18 protein-coding genes are annotated in these 20097 nt (G+C 57.8%); 11 read left to right on the plus strand and 7 right to left on the minus strand.

What is annotated here, in order from left to right:
- Window positions 1-5: 5 nt before the first annotated feature.
- The 6 genes from P8Z34_01770 to P8Z34_01795 form a co-directional block, all read right to left on the minus strand.
- Window positions 6-1436, minus strand: coding sequence for a glycogen/starch synthase (locus P8Z34_01770; protein MEJ2549392.1), 1431 nt, complete (start codon window positions 1434-1436; stop codon window positions 6-8).
- On the minus strand, window positions 1433-3088 hold the full coding sequence (locus tag P8Z34_01775) for a DUF1957 domain-containing protein (protein ID MEJ2549393.1): 1656 nt from the start codon (window positions 3086-3088) through the stop codon (window positions 1433-1435). The genes P8Z34_01770 and P8Z34_01775 overlap by 4 nt, the downstream gene beginning before the upstream one ends.
- A gap of 73 nt (window positions 3089-3161) precedes the next feature.
- Window positions 3162-4205 carry a DPP IV N-terminal domain-containing protein gene (locus P8Z34_01780; protein ID MEJ2549394.1) on the minus strand — a complete coding sequence of 348 codons (1044 nt, stop codon included), beginning with the start codon at window positions 4203-4205 and terminating at the stop codon, window positions 3162-3164.
- A gap of 31 nt (window positions 4206-4236) precedes the next feature.
- A complete protein-coding gene (locus tag P8Z34_01785; protein MEJ2549395.1) occupies window positions 4237-4869 on the minus strand; it encodes a hypothetical protein in 633 nt (210 codons plus the stop codon).
- Between the two features lie 122 nt (window positions 4870-4991).
- On the minus strand, window positions 4992-6029 hold the full coding sequence (locus tag P8Z34_01790; GenBank protein ID MEJ2549396.1) for an electron transfer flavoprotein subunit alpha/FixB family protein: 1038 nt from the start codon (window positions 6027-6029) through the stop codon (window positions 4992-4994).
- A complete protein-coding gene (locus P8Z34_01795) occupies window positions 6029-6811 on the minus strand; it encodes an electron transfer flavoprotein subunit beta/FixA family protein (GenBank protein ID MEJ2549397.1) in 783 nt (260 codons plus the stop codon). Before P8Z34_01795 ends, P8Z34_01790 begins: the two co-directional genes overlap by 1 nt.
- A gap of 462 nt (window positions 6812-7273) precedes the next feature.
- On the opposite strand from P8Z34_01795, the gene P8Z34_01800 reads away from it, so the two are divergent.
- The 10 genes from P8Z34_01800 (at window position 7274) to P8Z34_01845 (ending at window position 18683) form a co-directional block, all read left to right on the plus strand.
- On the plus strand, window positions 7274-8695 hold the full coding sequence (locus tag P8Z34_01800; protein MEJ2549398.1) for a tetratricopeptide repeat protein: 1422 nt from the start codon (window positions 7274-7276) through the stop codon (window positions 8693-8695).
- A gap of 121 nt (window positions 8696-8816) precedes the next feature.
- On the plus strand, window positions 8817-9464 hold the full coding sequence (locus P8Z34_01805) for a hypothetical protein (GenBank protein ID MEJ2549399.1): 648 nt from the start codon (window positions 8817-8819) through the stop codon (window positions 9462-9464).
- Between the two features lie 27 nt (window positions 9465-9491).
- Complete coding sequence (gene mtaB, locus P8Z34_01810; protein ID MEJ2549400.1) at window positions 9492-10793, plus strand: tRNA (N(6)-L-threonylcarbamoyladenosine(37)-C(2))-methylthiotransferase MtaB; 1302 nt, start codon at window positions 9492-9494, stop codon at window positions 10791-10793.
- A 60-nt stretch (window positions 10794-10853) separates the two neighbouring features.
- Window positions 10854-11303 (plus strand): GatB/YqeY domain-containing protein, encoded by a 450-nt coding sequence (locus P8Z34_01815; protein MEJ2549401.1) that lies wholly within the window; start codon window positions 10854-10856, stop codon window positions 11301-11303.
- A 9-nt stretch (window positions 11304-11312) separates the two neighbouring features.
- On the plus strand, window positions 11313-13466 hold the full coding sequence (locus tag P8Z34_01820; protein ID MEJ2549402.1) for an HDIG domain-containing protein: 2154 nt from the start codon (window positions 11313-11315) through the stop codon (window positions 13464-13466).
- Window positions 13463-13924, plus strand: coding sequence for an rRNA maturation RNase YbeY (gene ybeY / locus P8Z34_01825; protein ID MEJ2549403.1), 462 nt, complete (start codon window positions 13463-13465; stop codon window positions 13922-13924). The genes P8Z34_01820 and ybeY overlap by 4 nt, the downstream gene beginning before the upstream one ends.
- Window positions 13921-14301, plus strand: coding sequence for a diacylglycerol kinase family protein (locus P8Z34_01830; protein ID MEJ2549404.1), 381 nt, complete (start codon window positions 13921-13923; stop codon window positions 14299-14301). Before ybeY ends, P8Z34_01830 begins: the two co-directional genes overlap by 4 nt.
- Before the next feature lie 128 nt (window positions 14302-14429).
- A complete protein-coding gene (locus P8Z34_01835; GenBank protein MEJ2549405.1) occupies window positions 14430-16979 on the plus strand; it encodes an ATP-binding protein in 2550 nt (849 codons plus the stop codon).
- A 214-nt stretch (window positions 16980-17193) separates the two neighbouring features.
- Entirely contained in the window at window positions 17194-18069 is an 876-nt protein-coding gene (locus tag P8Z34_01840; GenBank protein MEJ2549406.1) for a TIM barrel protein, read from the plus strand.
- Window positions 18069-18683 carry a uracil-DNA glycosylase family protein gene (locus tag P8Z34_01845; GenBank protein ID MEJ2549407.1) on the plus strand — a complete coding sequence of 205 codons (615 nt, stop codon included), beginning with the start codon at window positions 18069-18071 and terminating at the stop codon, window positions 18681-18683. Before P8Z34_01840 ends, P8Z34_01845 begins: the two co-directional genes overlap by 1 nt.
- Here P8Z34_01845 and P8Z34_01850 read toward each other — a convergent pair.
- Window positions 18680-19324: a deoxynucleoside kinase gene (locus tag P8Z34_01850; protein MEJ2549408.1), complete on the minus strand. Its 645-nt coding sequence runs from the start codon at window positions 19322-19324 to the stop codon at window positions 18680-18682. The genes P8Z34_01845 and P8Z34_01850 overlap by 4 nt on opposite strands.
- 177 nt (window positions 19325-19501) lie before the next feature.
- On the opposite strand from P8Z34_01850, the gene P8Z34_01855 reads away from it, so the two are divergent.
- Window positions 19502-20008 (plus strand): flavodoxin domain-containing protein, encoded by a 507-nt coding sequence (locus P8Z34_01855; GenBank protein ID MEJ2549409.1) that lies wholly within the window; start codon window positions 19502-19504, stop codon window positions 20006-20008.
- The last annotated feature ends 89 nt before the right edge of the window (window positions 20009-20097 follow it).

The following is a 20097-nucleotide window of genomic DNA, read 5'->3' on the forward strand; positions in this document are numbered from 1 at the left end:
CCTCATTACGCATGGGATCGGTCCGCCAGAGCTCGCTCGTAAAGCTGGAGGTACGCTCTGGCTGTGTTTTGCCAGGAATGGTCCTGCGCCATACAGCGCAACTGCAGACGCCTCCAATTGGCTGAATCCCGGTAGGTCGCGAGCGTCTCTCGAACGGCCGCTGCCAGGGACTGCGAATCGGCAGCTTTGAAGAGGAAGCCCGTGCCACGATCGCCGCTGTATGGCGTGACGGTGTCTTTCAGACCGCCGGTCTCGCGCACGATGGGAACGCAGCCGTATCGCATGGCAATCAACTGCGTCAGTCCGCATGGTTCGTATCGGGAGGGAACGAGCAGCATGTCACATCCGGCGTAGATCCTGCGCGCCAGCGCCGCATCGAAACGCAGAATCACACGCGCTCGCTCATGAAGAGCCTCCGCAAAGTCCAGCGCCTGACGCTCGTACGCTTCCGATCCCGTGCCTAACAAAACGAACTGCCAGGATTCGTCCCCGAGCGTCTCAAGTGCTTCCAGCGCCAGATCGACACCCTTCTGCTGATCCAGACGAGTCACCATGCCGAGCAGGGGAACGGTTTCGTCAACCTCAAGACCGAGCTGCTCCTGGAGGGCACGCTTCACCTCAACTCGTGGGGCCAGGTCCTCGGCCGAAAAATTCACCGGCAGCGCTTCGTCGAGCGCGGGGTTCCAGACCTGGGTATCGATGCCGTTTACGATTCCCACCAGTCGGTTCCGTCGCGCACGCAGAAGGATTTCCAATCCGTAACCAAATTCGGCGGTCTGGATCTCGCCTGCGTAACTCGGGCTTACCGTCGACAGCCAATCCGCCTGCGATAATGCCATCGCCAGCGGCGTGTGGCGCGCCCAATCCGGAAGTCGAGTGTCTTCCACGGGAGGCAGGCCGTATTCCGTGAGCGCGTCCTCCGTTCCGGCTCCCATGTAGGCCAGGTTGTGAATGCTGAAGAGGCCGATCGCGTCCCGCCAGAAGGAGCCGCGTTCACGATTTCGGATCAGCCAGACGATTGCCGCTGCGGTATGCCAATCGTTCGCATGCACGACATCGGGTTTCCAGTCCAAGGCCCGGCAGGTCTGCAAAGCCGCCAGTGAAGTGAGCGTGAATTTCATCCCTTCCTGGCGCGTGTTTCCATAAACGGAAGTGTCGCTCCGGACGGGCTCGGAGTCGATCAGATCGACGCATAGGCCCTGCCGTTCGAGTTGATGGACGGAGACGGGCGTCTCCCCCTCCTTGTGCCGGACGCGCAGATCGAGGACGGGACGAACGTCGAAGCCCGCATCGCGAATTGAAGGATAGAAGGGCAAACACAGGCGAACGTCAACACCGAGCGCCGTCAGTGCACGCGGCAATTCACCGGCGACGTCCGCCAGGCCTCCGACCTTGACGAATGGAGTCGCCTCTGCAGCGAGGAAGAGAACCTTCATGGTTGAAACCAACGGTAGTCGATTTCCGGAAAGATCTTATCTCGCTCCCACAGTCTTTCGGCTTCCTCCCCATCCGGATTTTCGCATTCCAGGGAATCGAGAAGCAGATTGAAGCGTTCGACGTGCCCCTGAAAGCGTTCGATGGCATATTCGTTCGCCTGTCCCGTCGTGACGAGAAAGGGCCAATCGGAGGACTGCAGCAGCAGCAATTCGCGCGCCGCCTGATCGAGGATTTTACGTTTCACGCCGCGCGCCTTTGGATGAGTCTCGACGGCGGCCAACATGCGGTCTTCCGACTCGTGAATGATCGGCCACATCCACGCCGTGTCCGCATTGTTCCAGACAAAATGCGTCCCGCCGGCTCCCCAGGAGCCCTCCGCCAATTCGAGAGACGTCTGCGGAGGATGCGCGTTGAGATAGGACGAGGCGGTGGTCAATTCCACACTTTCGGATTCCGCCAGATGATGCAAGACCTGGCGCAGCCATTCCACGCCTTCGAACCACCAATGCCCGAACAGCTCCGTATCGTAATTCGAGCACACGATCCCATACCGACCGCTGTCGTGGTTGAATTCACCGAGGATCTGCTCCACCAGATGGGTGAAATGTTCGGCGTGCTGCCTCACTTTGCCCGACGCAACCTCGGGTCGATAAATTTCCTTGTCGGCCAGATCGGCATTCGCGCCCGTGATGCGCCAGTACTGCATTCCAGAGCTGCTGTCTTTCTTGTGAAACTCTCGATAGTCGTAATCGCCGGGGTATCCCCACTCCCCGCTCCACACCTGCAAACCCGTTTGATTGTTGCGCCCCAACACCGCTACGTTGGAACGCCCCACGAGATAAGGCAGGAACGTCGTCGCCGCTTCCGCGGCTTCGAATTCGGTCGCCGGTACGAGATAGCGGCGTGTCACGGACTGATAAGGCCCGATGGCATCTCCGGCAGCGACGCCGACCGGCCGCCCGCCTTCGATCATGTGCGTCTCGGCGAAAAAGAGACGCAGGTCGTGGCGTTCCAGAAAGCTTTCGATCCCGGGACGCGTCCGGCCGTCCGGCGTGATGTAGCCAGGCCGGTAGGCGCATTCGGGCAGCCAAATCGTCCGAGGTGCCCGGCCGAAATGCCGTTTGTAGCTTTCGACGGCCGTGCGGAGCTGCAAATTGATCGATTCGTCACGTTCGAGCAGCGGCAGATAGCCGTGGGTCGCAGCACAGGTGGCAATCTCGATCAACCGCTGGTTTTGCAGGTGGCGAAAGGCTTGGATTAAATCCCGTCCGTACTTGTGCAGGAAACGGTCGCGGATACCCGCGTATAAATCCCGATACATCTTCGCCAGCGCACGCATGTCGTCGTTGCCCGCGGCGTCAAACCGTCCAACATCTTGAGAAGCCGCGTCGATCTTCTCGTCCAGGTAGCTGACGAAGTTCGCCTGCACGTCTTTATCGGCCAGTTGTTCGAGCAAGACCGGCGTGAGAGTCAGCGTCAGACGGGCGGGAATGCCTTTCGAATGCAGATCGTTGAGCGCATCGAGCAGCGGAATGTAGCTTTCCGCAGTCGCCTCGTGGATCCATTCTTCGCCATGCGGCCAGCGGCCTGCCTGGCGGGTGTAGGGGATATGCGAATGTAAGACGAAAGTGAACGCACCCGTTATCATCATGCTCTTCTCCACTCCTGGAAGCTCACCTGATTCTAGCAGAACAGATGCAGCCGTTAAAGACCTGACGAGGACTTCACGGCCCCCAACGAGGCTGCCATTCCGGCCACGCGTTTTCGGTAAGACGGGTCACCTGACCGCCGTAGACGTTCATGATGTAGATTTCGTTGTTGCCATCCCGATACGATGTGAAGGTGATCCAATTCCCGTCGGGGGAGAAGGAGGGTCCCAGATTATCGCCACCGTCCGTAAGCTGGCGCAAATTCTCTCCATCGACGTCGATCAAATAAATGTCTCGATCCGGGCGAGGGCCGGCATAGAACGTCAGCATTTTCCCGTCGGGTGACCAGTCGTTCCGTCCACCCATGTTCGGCAGGTCCGGGGTGACTTTTCGGATATCGGTGCCGTCGGCGTTCATCACGTAGAGCTGCCGCGAGCCCGATCGATTGGAAGCGAACGAAATCATCGTCCCGTCCGGCGACCACTCCGGATCGATGTCGTCCCAGTCACTATCCGTGACGACTCGCGGATTGCCGCCGTCGCTGTCCATCACCCAGATACTCTGGCTCCTCTCTCTTTCGCTGACGAAAACGATCGTGGCTCCGTCCGGCGACATCGAAGGCGCATAAAGGCTCCCCAGCCCCTCCGTGAGGCGCTCGAGATTTTCACCTTCGATGTCCATGCGGTAAATTTGAAATCCTTCCAAACGCCTCGAAGAGAACAGAACGTACGAGCCATCTGGCGTAAGCGAGGCGTAGAAATCCGTGGCCTCCACGCTCGTCAAACGGCGCTGGTTGGCGCCGTCCGCATCCATGATGCAGATGTGATCATACCCTTCCAGGAAGCAGGTGTAGACGATCTTTCCCGTTGGCGGCGCCACCCGGTGGGTTTCGGTGGCCGGCACTGTGGCGCTTTCGGTCGGGAACGACGTGGACGTGTCGGTGGCGATGTTTGTGAGATACGGTTCGACCTGGATGGTCACCTCGCCGCGCCCGGATGCACCAAAGGGAGAGACGAACAGCAAGAACGTGACCACGAAAATGGCCAGGACCGAAAAGCCGCAGCCGATCCCTGCGAGGATCACGTGAAATATCGAGACGCTGCCAAGCCGTTTCAACATCGGTGGTGCGACACCTGCCTGATCCCGTGGGTCAGATCCAGTTCAAGATGCCCATGAAAAGGATCAATCCCGCGATGTCCACTGCGAAGATCGTCCCTACCGTGATCGCCTGTTTGCGAAGCCGCTCCATGTCGAACACCCAGAAGGACACCAAAAAGAAGGGCAGATATCCGATCAGGAAGATCAACCATGGCGCACTCGCGTTCCACCAGGAATAGTCCCAGGTAAGCGCTCCGGTGCTGTGCAGCAGCAGCTCGACGAAGACACAAAACGCCGATCCAAAAATCGCCATCGCAATCCGATTGGGAATCCCCAGGACTTTCATGCGCTTGTCGGGCGGAAGCATTTTCGAAAAGGTGATGCCGGCGATGGCGAACATGAAGCAGATTTCGATGTTCAAGCCGATCAAGATCAAATAGGCCGTCTGACCGGGCGCTCCCCATACCGGGGCTTTTTGGGTGAAGTGAAATACCAATCCGTTCCAGATTTCGTTGAACCAATCCATCCCCCAAAACGCCAATCCTGCAAAAATCAGACTCCAATTTCTTCTTTCCACCTCGACGGCGTAGACGTAGACGACGAGGGCAAACAGCGGAATGACGTACCATTGAAATAGGCTTCCGTCACGCAAGATGCTTAAAGCCTCGGATGCGGATTCTGTCATTGCTGCGATCCTCCACCTTTTGGAATCGTAATCGGGTGATGAAAATATCACAGACGCGCCATGCGATCACACATGGCTGTCCGTATTTCTTAGGTCTTGCGCCGCCGCACGAGATCCGGCGTCTACTTACCCAGGCGTTCCTTCAAGGCCTGCGTCAGGGGCGGCAGCACGTCGAACAAATCACCGACAACGCCAAAGCGGGACAGTTTGAAGATCGGCGCGTCGGCATCCTTGTTGATCGCGACGATCGTTTTCGATGTACGCATGCCGGCGAGATGTTGGATCGCGCCGGAAATGCCTGCTGCGATGTACAAATCCGGGGAAACGACCTTCCCCGTTTGGCCGACCTGATAGTCATACGGAACGTATTTCGCATCCACGGCAGCCCGGCTTGCGCCGACCGCCGCCCCGAGTACTTGCGCCAGGTCGCGGACAAGTTTGAATCCCTGCTGTGCACGCCAGATTTCCTGCTCGGCTTCATCGCTGATTTCCGCCGGGGGTTCAAGCGAAGGACGGTTGGAAACGCCTCTGCCGCCCGAGACGATGATCGCCGCGTCGGTCAGGCTGACCCCGGTTTGCGATTCACGATACCCGGTCACCTCGGTCGCCACATCGCCCACGTCGACGTCGGCATCGACGATCTCGGCGCTGCGGCTCGAGTCGGATTCCGGTTTGGGAAACGCACGACTCCGCAGAGTCAGGATTTGAGGTCGGCGCTCTCGACAAACTACCTTGGTCAACAATTTTCCGGCGTAGATCGGCCGCGTGGCGAGCACGCTGCCGCCGTCGAATTCGTAGTCGATCACGTCCGGAATGACTCCGGTCTCCAGATCGACGGCCACCAGGGCTGCCAATTCCCGCGTGCGTCCCGAGGTCGGAAAGAGCAGCACTTCCGCATCGGCGACGATCGGGGAGAGCACGTTGGCGTAGGCCTCGCCGCGGAAATCCTTCAACGCCGGACCATCTCCCTTGTGGACCACATCCGCGCCGTACGCTGCGGCCTGCTTCACGACGTCATCCACGTCTTGGCCGAGCACCACGGCCGACACACCGCCGCCGAGCGTCTCGGCCATCTGGCGGGCGACGCCCAATGCTTCGAACGAAGCCGGAGCCACATGATTTTCGAAGTGATCGATGTAGACAAATACCTTGTTCGCCATTAGATCACCTTCTCCTCGAGCAAGCGATCTGCCAGTTTGACCGCCTTTTGCTCCGGCGTATCGCCCTCGATCATTTCGACCACCATTTCGATCTTGGGAGGTGCAAAGACCTGCGGCCATTCGACGGCAGATTGTGGAACCTCCTCCAGCCCGATGTCATCCTTCGACCAGACGGGGATTTCCGCCTTCGATGCCTTGCGGATTCCCATGAAGGACGGATAGCGCGGCTCGTTGATCTCCTTGACGACGCTCACGACGGCCGGCAGGGAAGCGCGTACCTGCTGCCGGCCCTCTTCCAGCATGCGTTCGACGGATATGCTCTTCCCTTGTGGATCCAGGGCCGTAATCTCGGCAACCAGATTGAGCGTCGGCCATCCCAGGCGGCGGCCAACCTGCGATCCCGTCATGCCGGTGTCGCTGTCTACGGAAGCCCGGCCGAAACACACCATGTCGACGTCTTCGATCTTCTGAATGGCCGCGGCGATGATCTTCGAAACCACGAGCGAATCCGCGCTTGCAAACGCCGGATCACTAACGAGTATCCCTTCATCGCAGCCCATCGCCAGCGCTTGTTTCAGCGCTTCCTTGGCACTCTCGGGCCCGAGGCTGAGCGCGGTCACTTTCCCGCCGTGTTTCTCTTTGATACGCAGCGCCTCTTCGACGGCGTATTCATCCCAGGGATTGAGTATCATGGGCGTGTCTCCCCAGGAAATCTTCCCGTCTTCGACCGTTACCGTCGCCGCCGTGTCTGCGGTTTGCTTGACACACACTACAATGTTCAAGTGATCCTCCTTCCTGGATTGAGTTTCAATAAATTCTTCGATTCTGGAGATGCATGCCTGATCTGGTTATACTCAGGGATTTTTCCACCTTCCTTCCTGTGCGGGAGATCGAACTTATCTGGGTTTGAAAAATCAATGCCCAGGAAGATTGCCGTTGATCTCCTGGGCATCGTGTCGGGTGCGATCGTTAGAGTTTCCCCTCGCCGGATTGTGCCGAATATGTCACACGTATGTAGTAACGGATTCCCTCATCCGCTCATTTCACTTCTATCGAGCAGTCCGATGACCATGGACCACCCTGACTTTCATTATCGATTATAGCTTCTCCCTCCTGCCGTAACAACCTCTGGACTCTCATCGATGCGGTACCGAGCGGAGCGGACGATCCTGATGCAGGTAGACCTAAAGCAACGGGAATGCTGTCGAAAGGCTATAATAGGCGCAAAATATTGAGAGAAGCCTTTGCCCAAAGCTATACGATTCCGCTGGCCACATATTTTGCTGACGGTCCTTGCCCTGACTGCACTCAGCCCTTCCGCGGTGTTCATCCCGCTGAGCGAAGACGTACGCACTGCGCACCAGGCACTGTCCAGAAGCAAATGGACCACCGCACTCGACTCGCTGGAAGCGGCAATCGATCTCGAACCCGCGCTCCGGAGCGCACACCAGCAGGCGGCTTCGATCGCGCTGCGCAGCGAGGACGCTGAACGGGCGCTGTTGAATCTGGAACTGTACAATCCCCTTCCACCCAATTCCGGGTTTTACTGCCTTGAAGCGCAGGCCGAAATCATGCGGAACGAGATTCGAAGCGCCGTACAAGCGTGGCAGAAAGCGAACGGAGCCTGCCCGGATGAGGCGGCTTACTACCAGGCGCTGCTGCGGCACTATTGGAACCAAAACGATCTCACCGCTGCCCGTTCCGTCCTCGAAGAATGGATCGCACTCGGCGGTGAAGATCCATGGTCTTATTTACAACTGGGAATCTTGCTCGCCGTAACCCAACCCGAGGACGCCATCGATCCACTCCGAAAAGCCCAACAACTTTCTGAGGAGCCGCTTGCCCTCCCCTCCGCCCTCATCCGCGCAATCGAAGACGCCCGCGAGGCGAATTTACCCGCCTACACACTCGCCAGTGTCGGCCAGGCGCTGACGCGATACGCCGAATGGACACCAGCCGTATGGGCTTTCGAAGCGGCGCTCGCACTCGACCCGGAATACGCGCAGGCCCACGCCTATCTGGGATTGGCGCTCGATCGAAGCGGACAGGACGGTTTCGAACAACTGCAAGCTGCTGTTTCCAAACAGCCCCAAGACCCGCTGGCATACGTTTTCTTCGCCTATCATTGGCAGATGAAAGCACAGCCCACGATCGCCAAGATCTACCTGGAGATCGCCGCCCGACTCGACGCGACCAATCCGGCGATCAGCGCACAACTCGCACAGGTATACGCCGATCTTGGAGACCTCGAGGCGGCCAAAAACGCGCTGATGATCTCCGTCACCCTCGCCCCCGAGGACGCACAATTCTGGTACCTGCTGGCGCGATTTTCGATCGAACGCGAGATCGAGATTCAGACGCTCGGACTCCCCGCCGCCCGTAACGCAATGCTGCTCGACAGGCAAAACCCGGCCGGCCTCGTGCTGCTCGGTTACGCACATCTAACCCTCGGAGATTTCGACCTGGCGGAACGCCTGCTCTGGCGAGCCGTCCGGATGAACCCTGAAGTCGCCGAAACCCAGTACTACCTCGGTCTCCTGCGCCGTTTGCAAGGCTATCCCGACCGCGCCCGAGCGGCCTGGGAATACGCCCGGCTGCTCGATCCAGACGGCGCGATCGGTGAACTCGCCGGACGCATGATACAGACCCTTCAATATTCGCCCTGAATCTGGAAGCGCATCTGCATCCCGGAGCCGTTATCAAAAGCCGCATGGAATCGGACCACGATTCACATCGGCCGTGCGGTCTATTGTTCTATGCTAGAATGCGGTCGCAAAGGAGATCGTATTGCAGAAAATCCGCTATCCACTCCGGGTATGCTGTCTCGTGCTGCTGGTCCTGCTTCCCGCCTGTAGTTGGTTTATGCCCGAGGCCGAATCGGGAGCCATCCTGTATCAGGACGACTTCTCCAGGCCGGAAAGCGGCTGGGACCGGTATCACGACGATGTTTACAGCGCGGATTACGAGCTAGGCACGTACCACGTTCGTCTCTTTGCAGCGGACACAGAGGTGTGGGCCCGCCCGCATCTCGATCTCCCAAACGTGCGCATCGAAGTGATCGCCACGAAGCTCGCCGGACCTGACGACAACGTATACGGCATCGTCTGCCGCTACCAGGATGCGGATAATTTCTACTTCTTCATCATTTCGAGCGACGGCTACGCAGGTATCGGCGTGCACAAGAATGGAGAAAGCGTTTTGCTCGGCGAGGACACAATGCAGCCTGCCGCCGTCATCCAAACGGGGAACACGAGTAATCTCATCCGCGCCGTCTGTGACGGTGAGAAGCTGCTGCTGCACGTGAACGGGGTGCTCGTGACTAGCACAGAAGAAACGGAAGATTGGCTCGAAGGGGACGTAGGGCTGATCGTAGGCACCTTCGCCGAACCCGAGGTGGAAATCGAATTCGATAACTTCTCGGTCACCAAACCTTAAAAGAATCCAACTGGAATCCGGAGTGTCATGAACGTACATCTCGACAGCGTAGGTTGTAAACTGAATCAGAGCGAACTAGAACGCCTTGCGCGGGATTTTCAACGTGCAGGACATACACTCGCCGCCTCCCCGGAAAACAGCGATCTGATCGTGATCAATACATGCACGGTAACGAGGGCCGCCGCCGCTGGCTCGCGCAGTAAAGTCCGTTATGCCCACAGGCATAACCCACGGGCGGAGATTGTGCTGACCGGCTGCTGGAGCAGCATGGAACCGAACGCGGCTGCGGCGCTGCCGGGAGTGACCCGAGTCGTGCCGAATTCGGCCAAGGAGGGCCTGGTCGCTGAATTGAGCGGCGGAATCCCGCTGAAACGACCCGGGAAACCGCCGACACGAATCCCTCTTCCGGGGAACCGGCGCAGGACGCGTGCCTTCATTAAGGTCCAGGACGGCTGCGATAATCACTGCACCTACTGCATCACCACATTGGCGCGCGGCGCAGCACGGAGCGAACCGTTCGAGACCATAATCGAGGAGATCCGTTATGCGATCGACGGCGGTGTAAAAGAAGTCGTACTCAGCGGCGTTCAACTAAGCGCCTATGGAAAGGATATATCCGAGGACATGGATCTGCGTTTCCTGGTGGAGCGCATTCTCGATTCGACGAGCATCGCCCGCCTGCGTTTGTCCTCTCTCGAACCCTGGGATCTTCCGCAAGATTTTTTCTCGCTGTGGGAAAACCCGCGCCTGTGTCGTCAACTACATCTGCCACTGCAGACGGGTTCGGAAAGGATTCTCCACCGCATGGGACGTCCGATCACCCCGCAGCGCTACGCGGACTTGATCCATCGAGCACGCCAGGCGATCCCCGACCTGGCCGTCACCACGGACGTGATCGTCGGGTTTCCCGGGGAACGGGAAGCGGACTTCATGGAAAGCCTGGATTTCATCGAAGCCATGGAATTCAGCGGCATGCACGTTTTCACCTACTCCCCCAGGCCGGGTACGGCTGCAGTACGTCTCCCCGGGCATGTGCCGGCGCAGGTCGCCCGCGCACGTGCACAAAAGGTCAAATCGATCGCGGCGGCGTCCAGCCAGGCATATATGTCCAAATTCATCGGTGAGGCGGTGCCCGTTCTCTGGATACGCAGCCGGCAGACGACTCCACGACGATGGGACGTTTGCGGATTGACGGACAATTACATTCGCGTCCATGCTTCCAGCGAAAACGATCTATGGAATCGACTCACCACAGTGCGGCTTTTATCCTTAGCCGAGCAAGGGGGAATGCAAGCAGAACGGATTTACGACCCCGATAAGCCTGCGTGAGACTGATTCTAACGAAAATCTTGCTATCTTTGCTGCCGCCTGGCCGGTATAATGTGGGATATGAAGATAAAACAGCTATTGCAAAACGACCTTAAACGGGCCATGTTGGACCAGGACGACCTGCACAAGAGGACTCTACGCATGGTTATAGCCAGCTTGAAACTCGCAGAGGTCGACCACAAAGCGGAGCTCGACGAACCCGCTATTCTGGCCTTGATTCAGAAAGAAGTGAAATCACGGCAGGAAACCATCGATGAAGCCAAGCAAGCCGGGAGAGACGATCTGGTTGAACGCACGCAAGCCGAAATCGAAGTGCTGCAGGAATATCTGCCCCAGGCGCTCTCTGAAAATGAGTTGAAGGATCTGGTTCAGGAAACCATCGACGAAGTTGGGGCAGAAGGCCCGGCCGACATGGGGAAAGTGATGAAGGCCATCATGCCGCGCATCCAGGGTCGAGCCGACGGGAAAATGGTCAGTGAGCTCGTGCGGGGAAAGTTGAGCGCATCCTAGATTCAAATGGTGAAATCAACCAAGAACACTCGTTCGTCGTTCGTGCTTCGGCTTAAGTCAGCCTGGCTTGCAGCCAGGCTGTGGCTGATCCTCGTGTTGGGTCTCGTCGGCACGATTGCCATCATTTCTCTGCCGCTTTCCCAACGCGGATCAACCTACAATCTCGAGGTCGGAAGCGTCGCCAGCCAGGACATTCTGGCGCCCTACGCGTTGACCTACAACAGCGAAGTCTTGCTTGAAGAAGCTCGTCAGGCAGCCGCCGCTGAGGTCAGTGACATTTATGACCCACCCGACACCAACGTCGCCCGGCAGCAGATCGATAAATTACAAACCGCATTGCAATACATCGACAACGTACGTGCGGACACGATCGCTACAGCGGAGCAGAAGCTGTCCGACCTGGCTGCGATCGAGAATGTGTCCCTCGATACAGACCAGGCCGAAGCGATCCTCTACTTTCCCGATTCGACGTGGGAATCGATCAAGCTCGAGGCCACATCGGTTCTTGAACAGGTGATGCGCAGCGAAATTCGTGAAGGGCGCGTTGAGGAAGCCCGCCGCCGCGTCCCCGCACTTGTGAGCATCACGCTGCCGAGCACACAATCCCAAATCGTGAGCCAATTGGCCTCGGCCTTCGTGGCGCCTAATGCCATGTACAACGCAGAAGCCACCGAAAATGCAAGAGCGGCAGCTCGAGAAGCCGTCCAATCGGTCAGTAAGTCATACGCCAATGGGGAGATGATCGTCAATCGCGGCGACATCGTTACCTCGCTCGACGTCGAAGGATTACAGACGTACGGGCTACTCGATGCCCCCAATACGGCTCGAACGGTCGCGATCCGCGCCCTGTTGGTGCTCATCCTTGGCGGGACCTGGACGCTCTACGCCCACCGGGTGCACGGCAGCCAGATCAGAAACGTACGCCTGGCCACCATGCTGAGTTTGATTTTCATATTCGTCGCTTTCGTAATGCAACTCATGCTGCCCGATCACACCGTACTGCCGTACATCTTCCCGGCAGCCACAGTGCCGATGCTGCTCACCATAATTTTCAGTCCAGGTATGGGCATCGTCACCGCCATGGTCATCGGAGCGCTCGCCGGCTTCCTGACGCCCCGCGGCCTGGAGGTCGGTTTGTACATGATGGTCAGCGCCTCGCTGGCCTGCCTCGTCATCGGACGCGCCGAACGGTTGAGTGCATTCTTCTGGTCCGGTCTGGTCGTGGCCATTTCCGGTGCCTTCATCGTCGCCATCTTCCGCTTCCCCGATCCCGCAACGGACCTGCTCGGAAAGCTTACCCTCCTGGGAGCCGCCGTGCTGTGCGGCATGCTTTCGGCAAGCCTTGCCTTCGGCTTTCTGCTCCTGGTGGGTAGTCTCCTGGGGATGACGACCAGCCTGCAGCTGATCGAACTCTCGCGGCCGGACCATCCCCTGCTGCAGTTGATTTTGAATAAAGCGCCGGGTACGTATCAGCACAGCCTTCAAGTGGCGAATCTGGCCGAGCAAGCCGCCCGTTCGATCGGTGCGAACGCGCTTCTCACGCGCGTTGGCGCGCTGTATCACGACGCCGGTAAAGCACTCCATCCTCAATATTTCATCGAGAATCAGATTCCCGGGCAGAACGTACACGATCAACTCGATCCGGAAACGAGCGCTTCCGTGATCATCCAGCACGTATCTGACGGCCTCGACCTCGCTCGAAAATACCACTTGCCGCAGCGCGTGAAAGACTTCATCGCCGAACATCACGGGACTTTGGGAACGAGTTTCCAGTACAACCAGGCGCTGAATGCGGCCAACGGCGATAGCAATCTCGTCGATCGCAAAGCGTTTACCTATCCCGGACCAAGACCCCGTTCACGAGAGACGGCGATTTTGATGCTCGCCGACAGCGTCGAGGCGAAGGCCCGCGCCGACGTTCCCACCGACGAGAAGGAACTCGACAAACTCGTGCGCTGGATTATCGACGACCGGCTGGCACAAGAACAGCTCTCGCGCACCGACCTCACCCTGCGAGACATCGACACCATCCGGCGCTCGTTCGTCAGCACTCTGAAGAACTTCTATCACCCACGTTTACGCTATCCCGAATCCACTCAAGAAAGCCAATCCTCCGCGCCATCTGCGGCAGATCAAAGATTATCCGCGACGCCGGAAGCATGACCTACCAGGTTCAGATCGTTCACGAACATTCTTGTGAAGAAGAAACCGGAAACCTGGAAGCCGTGGCCATTTCCGTATTGGAACATGAAAATGCGCCGCCGGGCGCTTTAAGCGTCGTCCTCACCAGTGACGAGAGGATCCGTGAAATGAACCATCGTTTCGCCCGGATCGATCGGGCAACCGACGTGCTCGCCTTCAGCGATGGGAGCCGGGACCCAGAGACGGGCCAGATTTATTTCGGTGACGTCACCATCGCGCTGCCCATTGCACGGCAGCAGGCGAAGCGGGCCAATCAGACTCTGGCAGCGGAACTGACGTTGCTCACGATACACGGCGTTTTACATTTGCTCGGTCACGATCACCGAGACGAGGATGAAAAAAACCGCATGTGGCGCACACAAGCGGAGATCCTGCGTAAATTCGGCCACTCTTTCGAACCTTCGGAGCTCGAGACATGAGTTCTCGCCGGGACGTCTCCGCCTGGATCGCCGCCTTCAGGCATGCCTTTGCGGGCCTGGGACAAGTGATTCGCACGCAGCATAACGCCTGGATCCATGCACTGGCCACGATCGTGGTCGTTGCCGCCGGGTTGTGGCTTCAGGTCGAAAAATGGGAATGGGTCGCGTTGTTGTTGGCCATTGCCATGGTATGGTTGGCCGAATGTTTCAACACGGCCCTGGAATTGGCCGTCGACCTTGCGAGCCCGGACGTACACCCATTGGCTCGCCGGGCCAAGGATGCCGCTGCTGCAGCGGTTCTGGTTGCGGCCATTTTTTCCCTGATCATCGGCTTGATCATCTTCGTTCCGCTGCTTGCAGCGAAAGCTGCGACATAGCGGCGGTCCCTGTATTTCAGCATCAGACGCTTATCGTACTTTCGAAAATAGCATTGCGAGTGCTCTTTTTCTATGCCATAATCCGCTTATAGTTACAACGTACAAATCCTTTTTCGAGGTCGCAAGATATGTCATCGGAGGCAACCCGAGGTTCACTCTATCAAGCTTCTACGGCAACTTTCGATTTCAATAATCCATCTCAAGCTTTGAGTGAACTGCTCGAACTCATTAAAAAGCTGCTCGATCTGGATCGTGTTGCGCTTTATGAATACAACGAAGAAAGCTCTGCTTTCTTGCCCCGCATGTCGATCGGCATCTCGACTAGCGAACTCGGAAAAGTCACATCATCTTCTGAAAATCCCGTACTCAAGGAAGCGCTTTCGAAGCACCGTTCCACCTTCACAAAGGACGGAAAAGGTACGCTTTCGCTGCCTCTCACGCCCGGCAACATTGCCTGCGCGCCGTGTTTTACCGGAGGTCAAACCGTCGGATTGATTTTTACGGCATCCGATTCGAAAAAGACGTACGATATCCAGGAACTGGCGGTTATCGATATTCTATCGACGAGAGCCGCGGAAATTCTGTCGTTGTCGAAACAGAGTGCCAGCCAGAGCTTCCTGCTTCACAAATTATCGCTGCTGTATCAGGCGAGCCACGCCATCACCGGCACGAAAGATGCGGAAGAAGCCATTCGACAAACCGCCATTCACCTGCTCAGCGCGACATCGGGCGACAGCTGTGAGATTCTCATCCTGAACGAAAGCGGCAACGATCAAACTTATCGATATCGCCAACAGTTGGCGAAAGGCATACAGCAGACCGTCACGCCGCTCTCGGACGATCCCATGCCGGACTATCCCATACACGAGACGGTTCTGGAAAATCTACAACCGGTTTTTCTCAGTGTTTCTCCGGCCAGAGGTTCCGCGCAGGACATCGCCATCATGCAGTCGGAAGGAATTTCTGCAGCGTCCATCTTTCCTCTCGCCACCGGAAACAACGCATTGGGAATCGTCCGCGTCGTATACAAACAGCCCGGAAAACAATACGATCCGCAGGAAATTGAACTTGGCCATGCCATCGTCAACATCGGCGCAGTGGGCATTCAGGACGCCATCCATCTGAGCACGGCCAAAGCGCGCGCCAATCAGCTTCAACTGCTTGGCGAGATCGGACGAGAAATTACCTCCACCCTCGACCTGGAAGCCGCGCTCGAAAACGCGATGATCAACACCCAGAAGCTGCTCGATGTGGAAGCGTGCGTCCTTTTCCTGCTCGACGAGCGCGGCGAGAAGCTGGTGCTCAAAGCCAGTGGCGGAAGGCACGTCCGTATCCGCGATGTTGCCATCCGCCTGGAAGAAGGTATCGCCGGCTGGGTCACACGCAATCAAAAGCCGTTGATCGTCAACGACGTTCGAACGAATCCCCTCTACCACAGCGCGATCGACGGCCAGACGGGTTTGCTCACTAACTCCGTGCTCTGCGTTCCGATGGCACAGAGGGACGAAGTGCTGGGCGTTATCGAGGCAATCAACCATCCGGACGGCGCCTTCGGTATTACGGATCAGCAACTGCTTTCTTCCGTTGCTGCCTGGGCGGCTGTTGCGCTCGAAAACGCCAACCTCTTCCGGCGGGTGACGGAGGAACGCAGTAAACTCGAAGCGACGCTCGTCGAAACCGCCGACGCCGTTGTTCTCACTGATCTGTCGGCGAAGATCATGCTCATCAATCAAACGGCCTGCCAGGCGTTCCGCATCGACGCCGAAGATGCCATGGGGCAGCCTGCCGCGAGCGTCTTTTCGGAAAATCCTCTGGGGGGACTTCTCTCGGACGATCGTATTGAATTGCCCATGCGGCAGGAAGTAACCACGCCGGGCGATCGTACCCTGCACGCCACGATCAGCGAGATCAGCGGCGTCGGCAAAGTGGTCGTCATGCAAGACATTACCGCCTTCAAACAGATCGACCGCATGCGTTCCCATCTGCTGGGCACCGCGGCGCACGACTTGAAAAATCCCCTCAACGCCATTCGTCTGGGCGCAGATTTACTCATGGAAGCAAATCTCACCGATCAACAGCGCAAGGCGCTCAGTATGATGCAGCGCGCAACGGACAGCATGGCGAATCTGATCACGTCCCTCCTGGAAACCATCCGCGTGGAATCCACGGCCACTTTGATCAACGAACCTTGCCCGATCAACGATCTCATTCGGCGGGCGATCGAAGATCTGCGGCCGCTGGCCAACGCGAAAGGTCACAGCGTAAATTTCGAAATTCCACCGAAGGATCTGGTGATCATGGGGGACCCGGAGCGCTTGAATTCCGTGATGAACAACTTGCTGAGCAACGCGGTCAAATTCACCCAGGACGGCGGAAAGATCGACATCGACGCCGGCTGGGACGATGAGACCGTAACCATCAGCGTCAAGGACAACGGCCCGGGAATACCGGAAGAGGAACTCCCCAGGGTTTTCGATCATCTCTTCCGCGGCAGGATCGCCGTGGAGGATCCGGAAAACCCGATCGACGGCACCGGGCTGGGACTGGCGCTCGCGAAGACCGTCATCGAGCAGCACGGGGGTCAAATCTGGGTGGAGAGCGAGGAAGGCAAAGGGAGCACTTTCTACTTTACCCTCCCCAGGTTGAGCGACAGCGAAGTCGAGCAGCTTGTAGAGTAGCCGCGATCGCACCCGATCGTTTTCATCACCACCTCACATCCCCCATCGAATTCCACCGCCCACATCCTTTTTTCCGTTCCGGTATTCTGCCGTGCTGCAAGAAGCCCGGCCGTTACCGACACCGCGACGCGGGACGGGTGTGAAACATCGGGACGTCCCGCGAGCAAGACATGATAAGATTCTGGATTGTACGGATCTCGTGGACGATCACGAAATGAGAGGCAATGCTGTGTCGGATATCGGTTTTCGCTTCGGAACTGTAGGCACCCCGCGCTCCACACCCAAAAAGCCGGGAGGATCGATCGGAACCATCCAGTATCTTGCGCATCAGAAACTGTTCAGCTTCGAGTTGGGATGGGTCCGCTCCGTGCGCGTGTCCGAAAAGACGTGCGAGAAGATCAAAGAGACCGCTGCCCAGGTGGACGTCGCCCTCAGCGTCCACGCACCTTACTTCATCAATTTAAACGCCGACGCCGAAGAGTGGCCCAAAAGCCGCAAGCGCTTGATGGACTCCGCACATTACGGGCATCTCGCCGGCGCGACGGACATCGTCTTTCACCCCGGATCCTATTTCGAAAGACCGGCCGACGAAGTGCTCGGAGTGGCCATCCCGCGTCTGGAGAAATGCGTGGAAGAATTGCGCCATGCCGGGAATCCGGTGACGCTGCGTCCCGAGACGATGGGCAAAGGCGCACTGCTTGGGAGCCTGGACGATTTATTGGTGATGTCGGCAAAGATCGACGGCGTCGAACCCTGCCTGGACTTCGCCCACCTCCACGCCCGACCCGGCGATGGCAGCTGCAATTCGTTTGAAGAATGGGCGGCCGTCCTGTCGTCTTACGCCGAGAGCCTCGGTGAAGCGGCGCTGCAGCGATTGCACTGCCATCTCTCCGGCATCCACTACGGCTCAAAGGGAGAACTCAACCACCTCATGCTGCACGATTCGGACTTCGATCTCGAGGGTCTCATGCGCGCCCTGGTCGAATTTGGCTGCGGGGGAAGAATCCAGTGTGAGAGTCCGGAGGACATGGACAAGGATGCGCTGGTCATCAAAGCCGCCTGGGAGAAAGCCGGCGGAGCAAGCCATTGATGTCTCCGGAAAAGAAAGACGCGTTGCGCCGCTTGCAGCGACGCATGCGTACGTGCCGGCTGTGCCTCGAACGGGGCTACGAGATCCAACCGCCGGCGATCTTCTCGGGTGAATACGGCGCCAGAATCATGCTCATCGGGCAAGCGCCCGGCGTAACGGAAGTGGAAGCCGACCGTCCCTTCAACGCCGGAAGCGGCAGCCGCCTGTTTCAATGGCTTGCCGAGGCCGATCTGGAAGAAAAGTGGTTTCGCAGCGAGCAGTACATGACTGCGGTGACCAAGTGTTTTCCCGGCAAGGCCAAGAACGGGAGCGGAGATCGCGTACCGACGCGCACGGAGCAAAATCTATGCCGGCCTTATCTGGATGAAGAGTTGGCGCTGATCGACCCACACTTAATCTTGCCGGTCGGCCGGTTGGCGATCAACCTGTTTTTCTCTGCAAAACGATCCCTGCGTCAGTTGATTGGAAATGAGTTCCGAATCGACGGTCGTTGGGTGATCCCGTTGCCCCACCCGTCGGGCGCCAGCCGCTGGCACCAGACTCACGAAAATCGCGTTCTCATTCAAAAAGCGATCGAAAAGATACGCCGGCGTTGGAAACGGCTGCAAGCCTAACTATCGGGAAATTCGATCTCTTCCCGGCCCAACAGTTTATCGTGAATGCGCTCGACCACGATTTCCAGATGTTTCGGCTTGTGGACGAAATCCAGGTCGTCGGTACGCAAGGTCAGCACCGGACAGATATCGAAGCCCCGCAGCCATTCATCGTAGAGCGATTCCAGCAGTCCGAGGTACTCGGCCGTGATGCCGCTTTCCATCTCCCGTCCGCGGTCGTGAATACGCTCAAGCAATACGGGCACCGGCGCCCGCAGGTAAATCAACAAATCCGGTGACGGCAATTCCCCCACGATGATGTCGAAAACGCGGCGGTAGGTGTAATAATCGCGTTCACTGAGACTGCCCAGGCTTTGCGCTGCCCGGGCGAATATTTCGGCGTCTTCGTAGATCGAACGATCGATGATCGCCGACTGCTTCGAACGAGCCAGTTCGAGGTGTTGGTCCGCGCGATGCCCGAGGAAGAATACGTTCAGGTGAAATGCCCAGGCGCCCATGTCGGCGTAGAAATCCGAGAGATAGGGATTGTCCACCACCGACTCGTACGCCGTCTGCCAGCCGAGTCGTTCACCAAGTCGTTCGGTGAGCGAGGTCTTCCCGCAGCTGATGTTACCCGCAACGAGTACGAAATGTTTTGCCATCGGTTTCCGATCCTCTCAGCGAAAATGTCGGGTATTCCGCCAGCTTTCGCCGATCCTTCCAGCGCAGGACTTTAACTGTCCCGTAAGTGATGTTATCATGGATTCATCGACCAGAATCAGCCGAATAGAGATCGCGGTCTGCGATCTCAACGAATTTCAAACAGGAAGAGGATAACCATGGCAAATTCGGTTTTAATTGCATACGCAAGCAAGTACGGCGCGACGAAGGAAATTGCCGAGAAGATCGGCGAAGTGCTGCGCCAATCAGGATTAACTGCTGAGGTCCAACCGGCAGACGGCATCAAGGACGTTTCTTCCTATCAGGCCGTGGTCCTGGGAAGCGCCGTCTATGTTGGAAAATGGCGCAAGCAAGCCGTGAAATTCCTGAATGCCAACAGCAAGACGCTGGCGAACATACCTGTCTGGATATTTTCAAGCGGTCCGACGGGAGAAGGTGATCCGGTCGAGTTGTTGAATGGCTGGCGCATGCCCGAGAGCATCCAACCGGTCCTCGACCACATCCAGCCTCGAGACGTCGTTGTCTTTCACGGAAAGCTCGACGCCGATAAGTTGAACTTCATCGAACGCCGTATGATTAAAATGGTCGAAGCGAAAATCGGAGATTTTCGGGATTGGACGTCGATCCAATCCTGGGCTGAGGGCATTGCAGACAACCTGAGCTGACCGAGTCGACGACCGGCTACGAGCAGCAGTAAACCAGGGAGGCGCAGAGACCGCGGCGCGTATGCAAGGCGAACGCACTCGGCGCCCTG

This window comes from Anaerolineales bacterium, from assembly GCA_037382465.1.
Taxonomy (GTDB): Bacteria; Chloroflexota; Anaerolineae; order Anaerolineales; family E44-bin32; genus WVZH01.

Bases quoted from the DNA above. Each gene is read 5' to 3' on its own strand.
- P8Z34_01845 (MEJ2549407.1), top strand. From the start codon at position 18,069: ATGTCTCCGGAAAAGAAAGACGCGTTGCGCCGCTTGCAGCGACGCATG.
- P8Z34_01855 (MEJ2549409.1), top strand. From the start codon at position 19,502: ATGGCAAATTCGGTTTTAATTGCATACGCAAGCAAGTACGGCGCGACG.
- mtaB (MEJ2549400.1), top strand. From the start codon at position 9,492: ATGAACGTACATCTCGACAGCGTAGGTTGTAAACTGAATCAGAGCGAA.
- P8Z34_01840 (MEJ2549406.1), top strand. From the start codon at position 17,194: ATGAGAGGCAATGCTGTGTCGGATATCGGTTTTCGCTTCGGAACTGTA.
- P8Z34_01815 (MEJ2549401.1), top strand. From the start codon at position 10,854: ATGAAGATAAAACAGCTATTGCAAAACGACCTTAAACGGGCCATGTTG.
- P8Z34_01850 (MEJ2549408.1), bottom strand. From the start codon at position 19,324: ATGGCAAAACATTTCGTACTCGTTGCGGGTAACATCAGCTGCGGGAAG.
- P8Z34_01775 (MEJ2549393.1), bottom strand. From the start codon at position 3,088: ATGATGATAACGGGTGCGTTCACTTTCGTCTTACATTCGCATATCCCC.
- ybeY (MEJ2549403.1), top strand. From the start codon at position 13,463: ATGACCTACCAGGTTCAGATCGTTCACGAACATTCTTGTGAAGAAGAA.
- P8Z34_01830 (MEJ2549404.1), top strand. From the start codon at position 13,921: ATGAGTTCTCGCCGGGACGTCTCCGCCTGGATCGCCGCCTTCAGGCAT.
- P8Z34_01790 (MEJ2549396.1), bottom strand. From the start codon at position 6,029: ATGGCGAACAAGGTATTTGTCTACATCGATCACTTCGAAAATCATGTG.
- P8Z34_01785 (MEJ2549395.1), bottom strand. From the start codon at position 4,869: ATGACAGAATCCGCATCCGAGGCTTTAAGCATCTTGCGTGACGGAAGC.
- P8Z34_01835 (MEJ2549405.1), top strand. From the start codon at position 14,430: ATGTCATCGGAGGCAACCCGAGGTTCACTCTATCAAGCTTCTACGGCA.
- P8Z34_01780 (MEJ2549394.1), bottom strand. From the start codon at position 4,205: ATGTTGAAACGGCTTGGCAGCGTCTCGATATTTCACGTGATCCTCGCA.
- P8Z34_01770 (MEJ2549392.1), bottom strand. From the start codon at position 1,436: ATGAAGGTTCTCTTCCTCGCTGCAGAGGCGACTCCATTCGTCAAGGTC.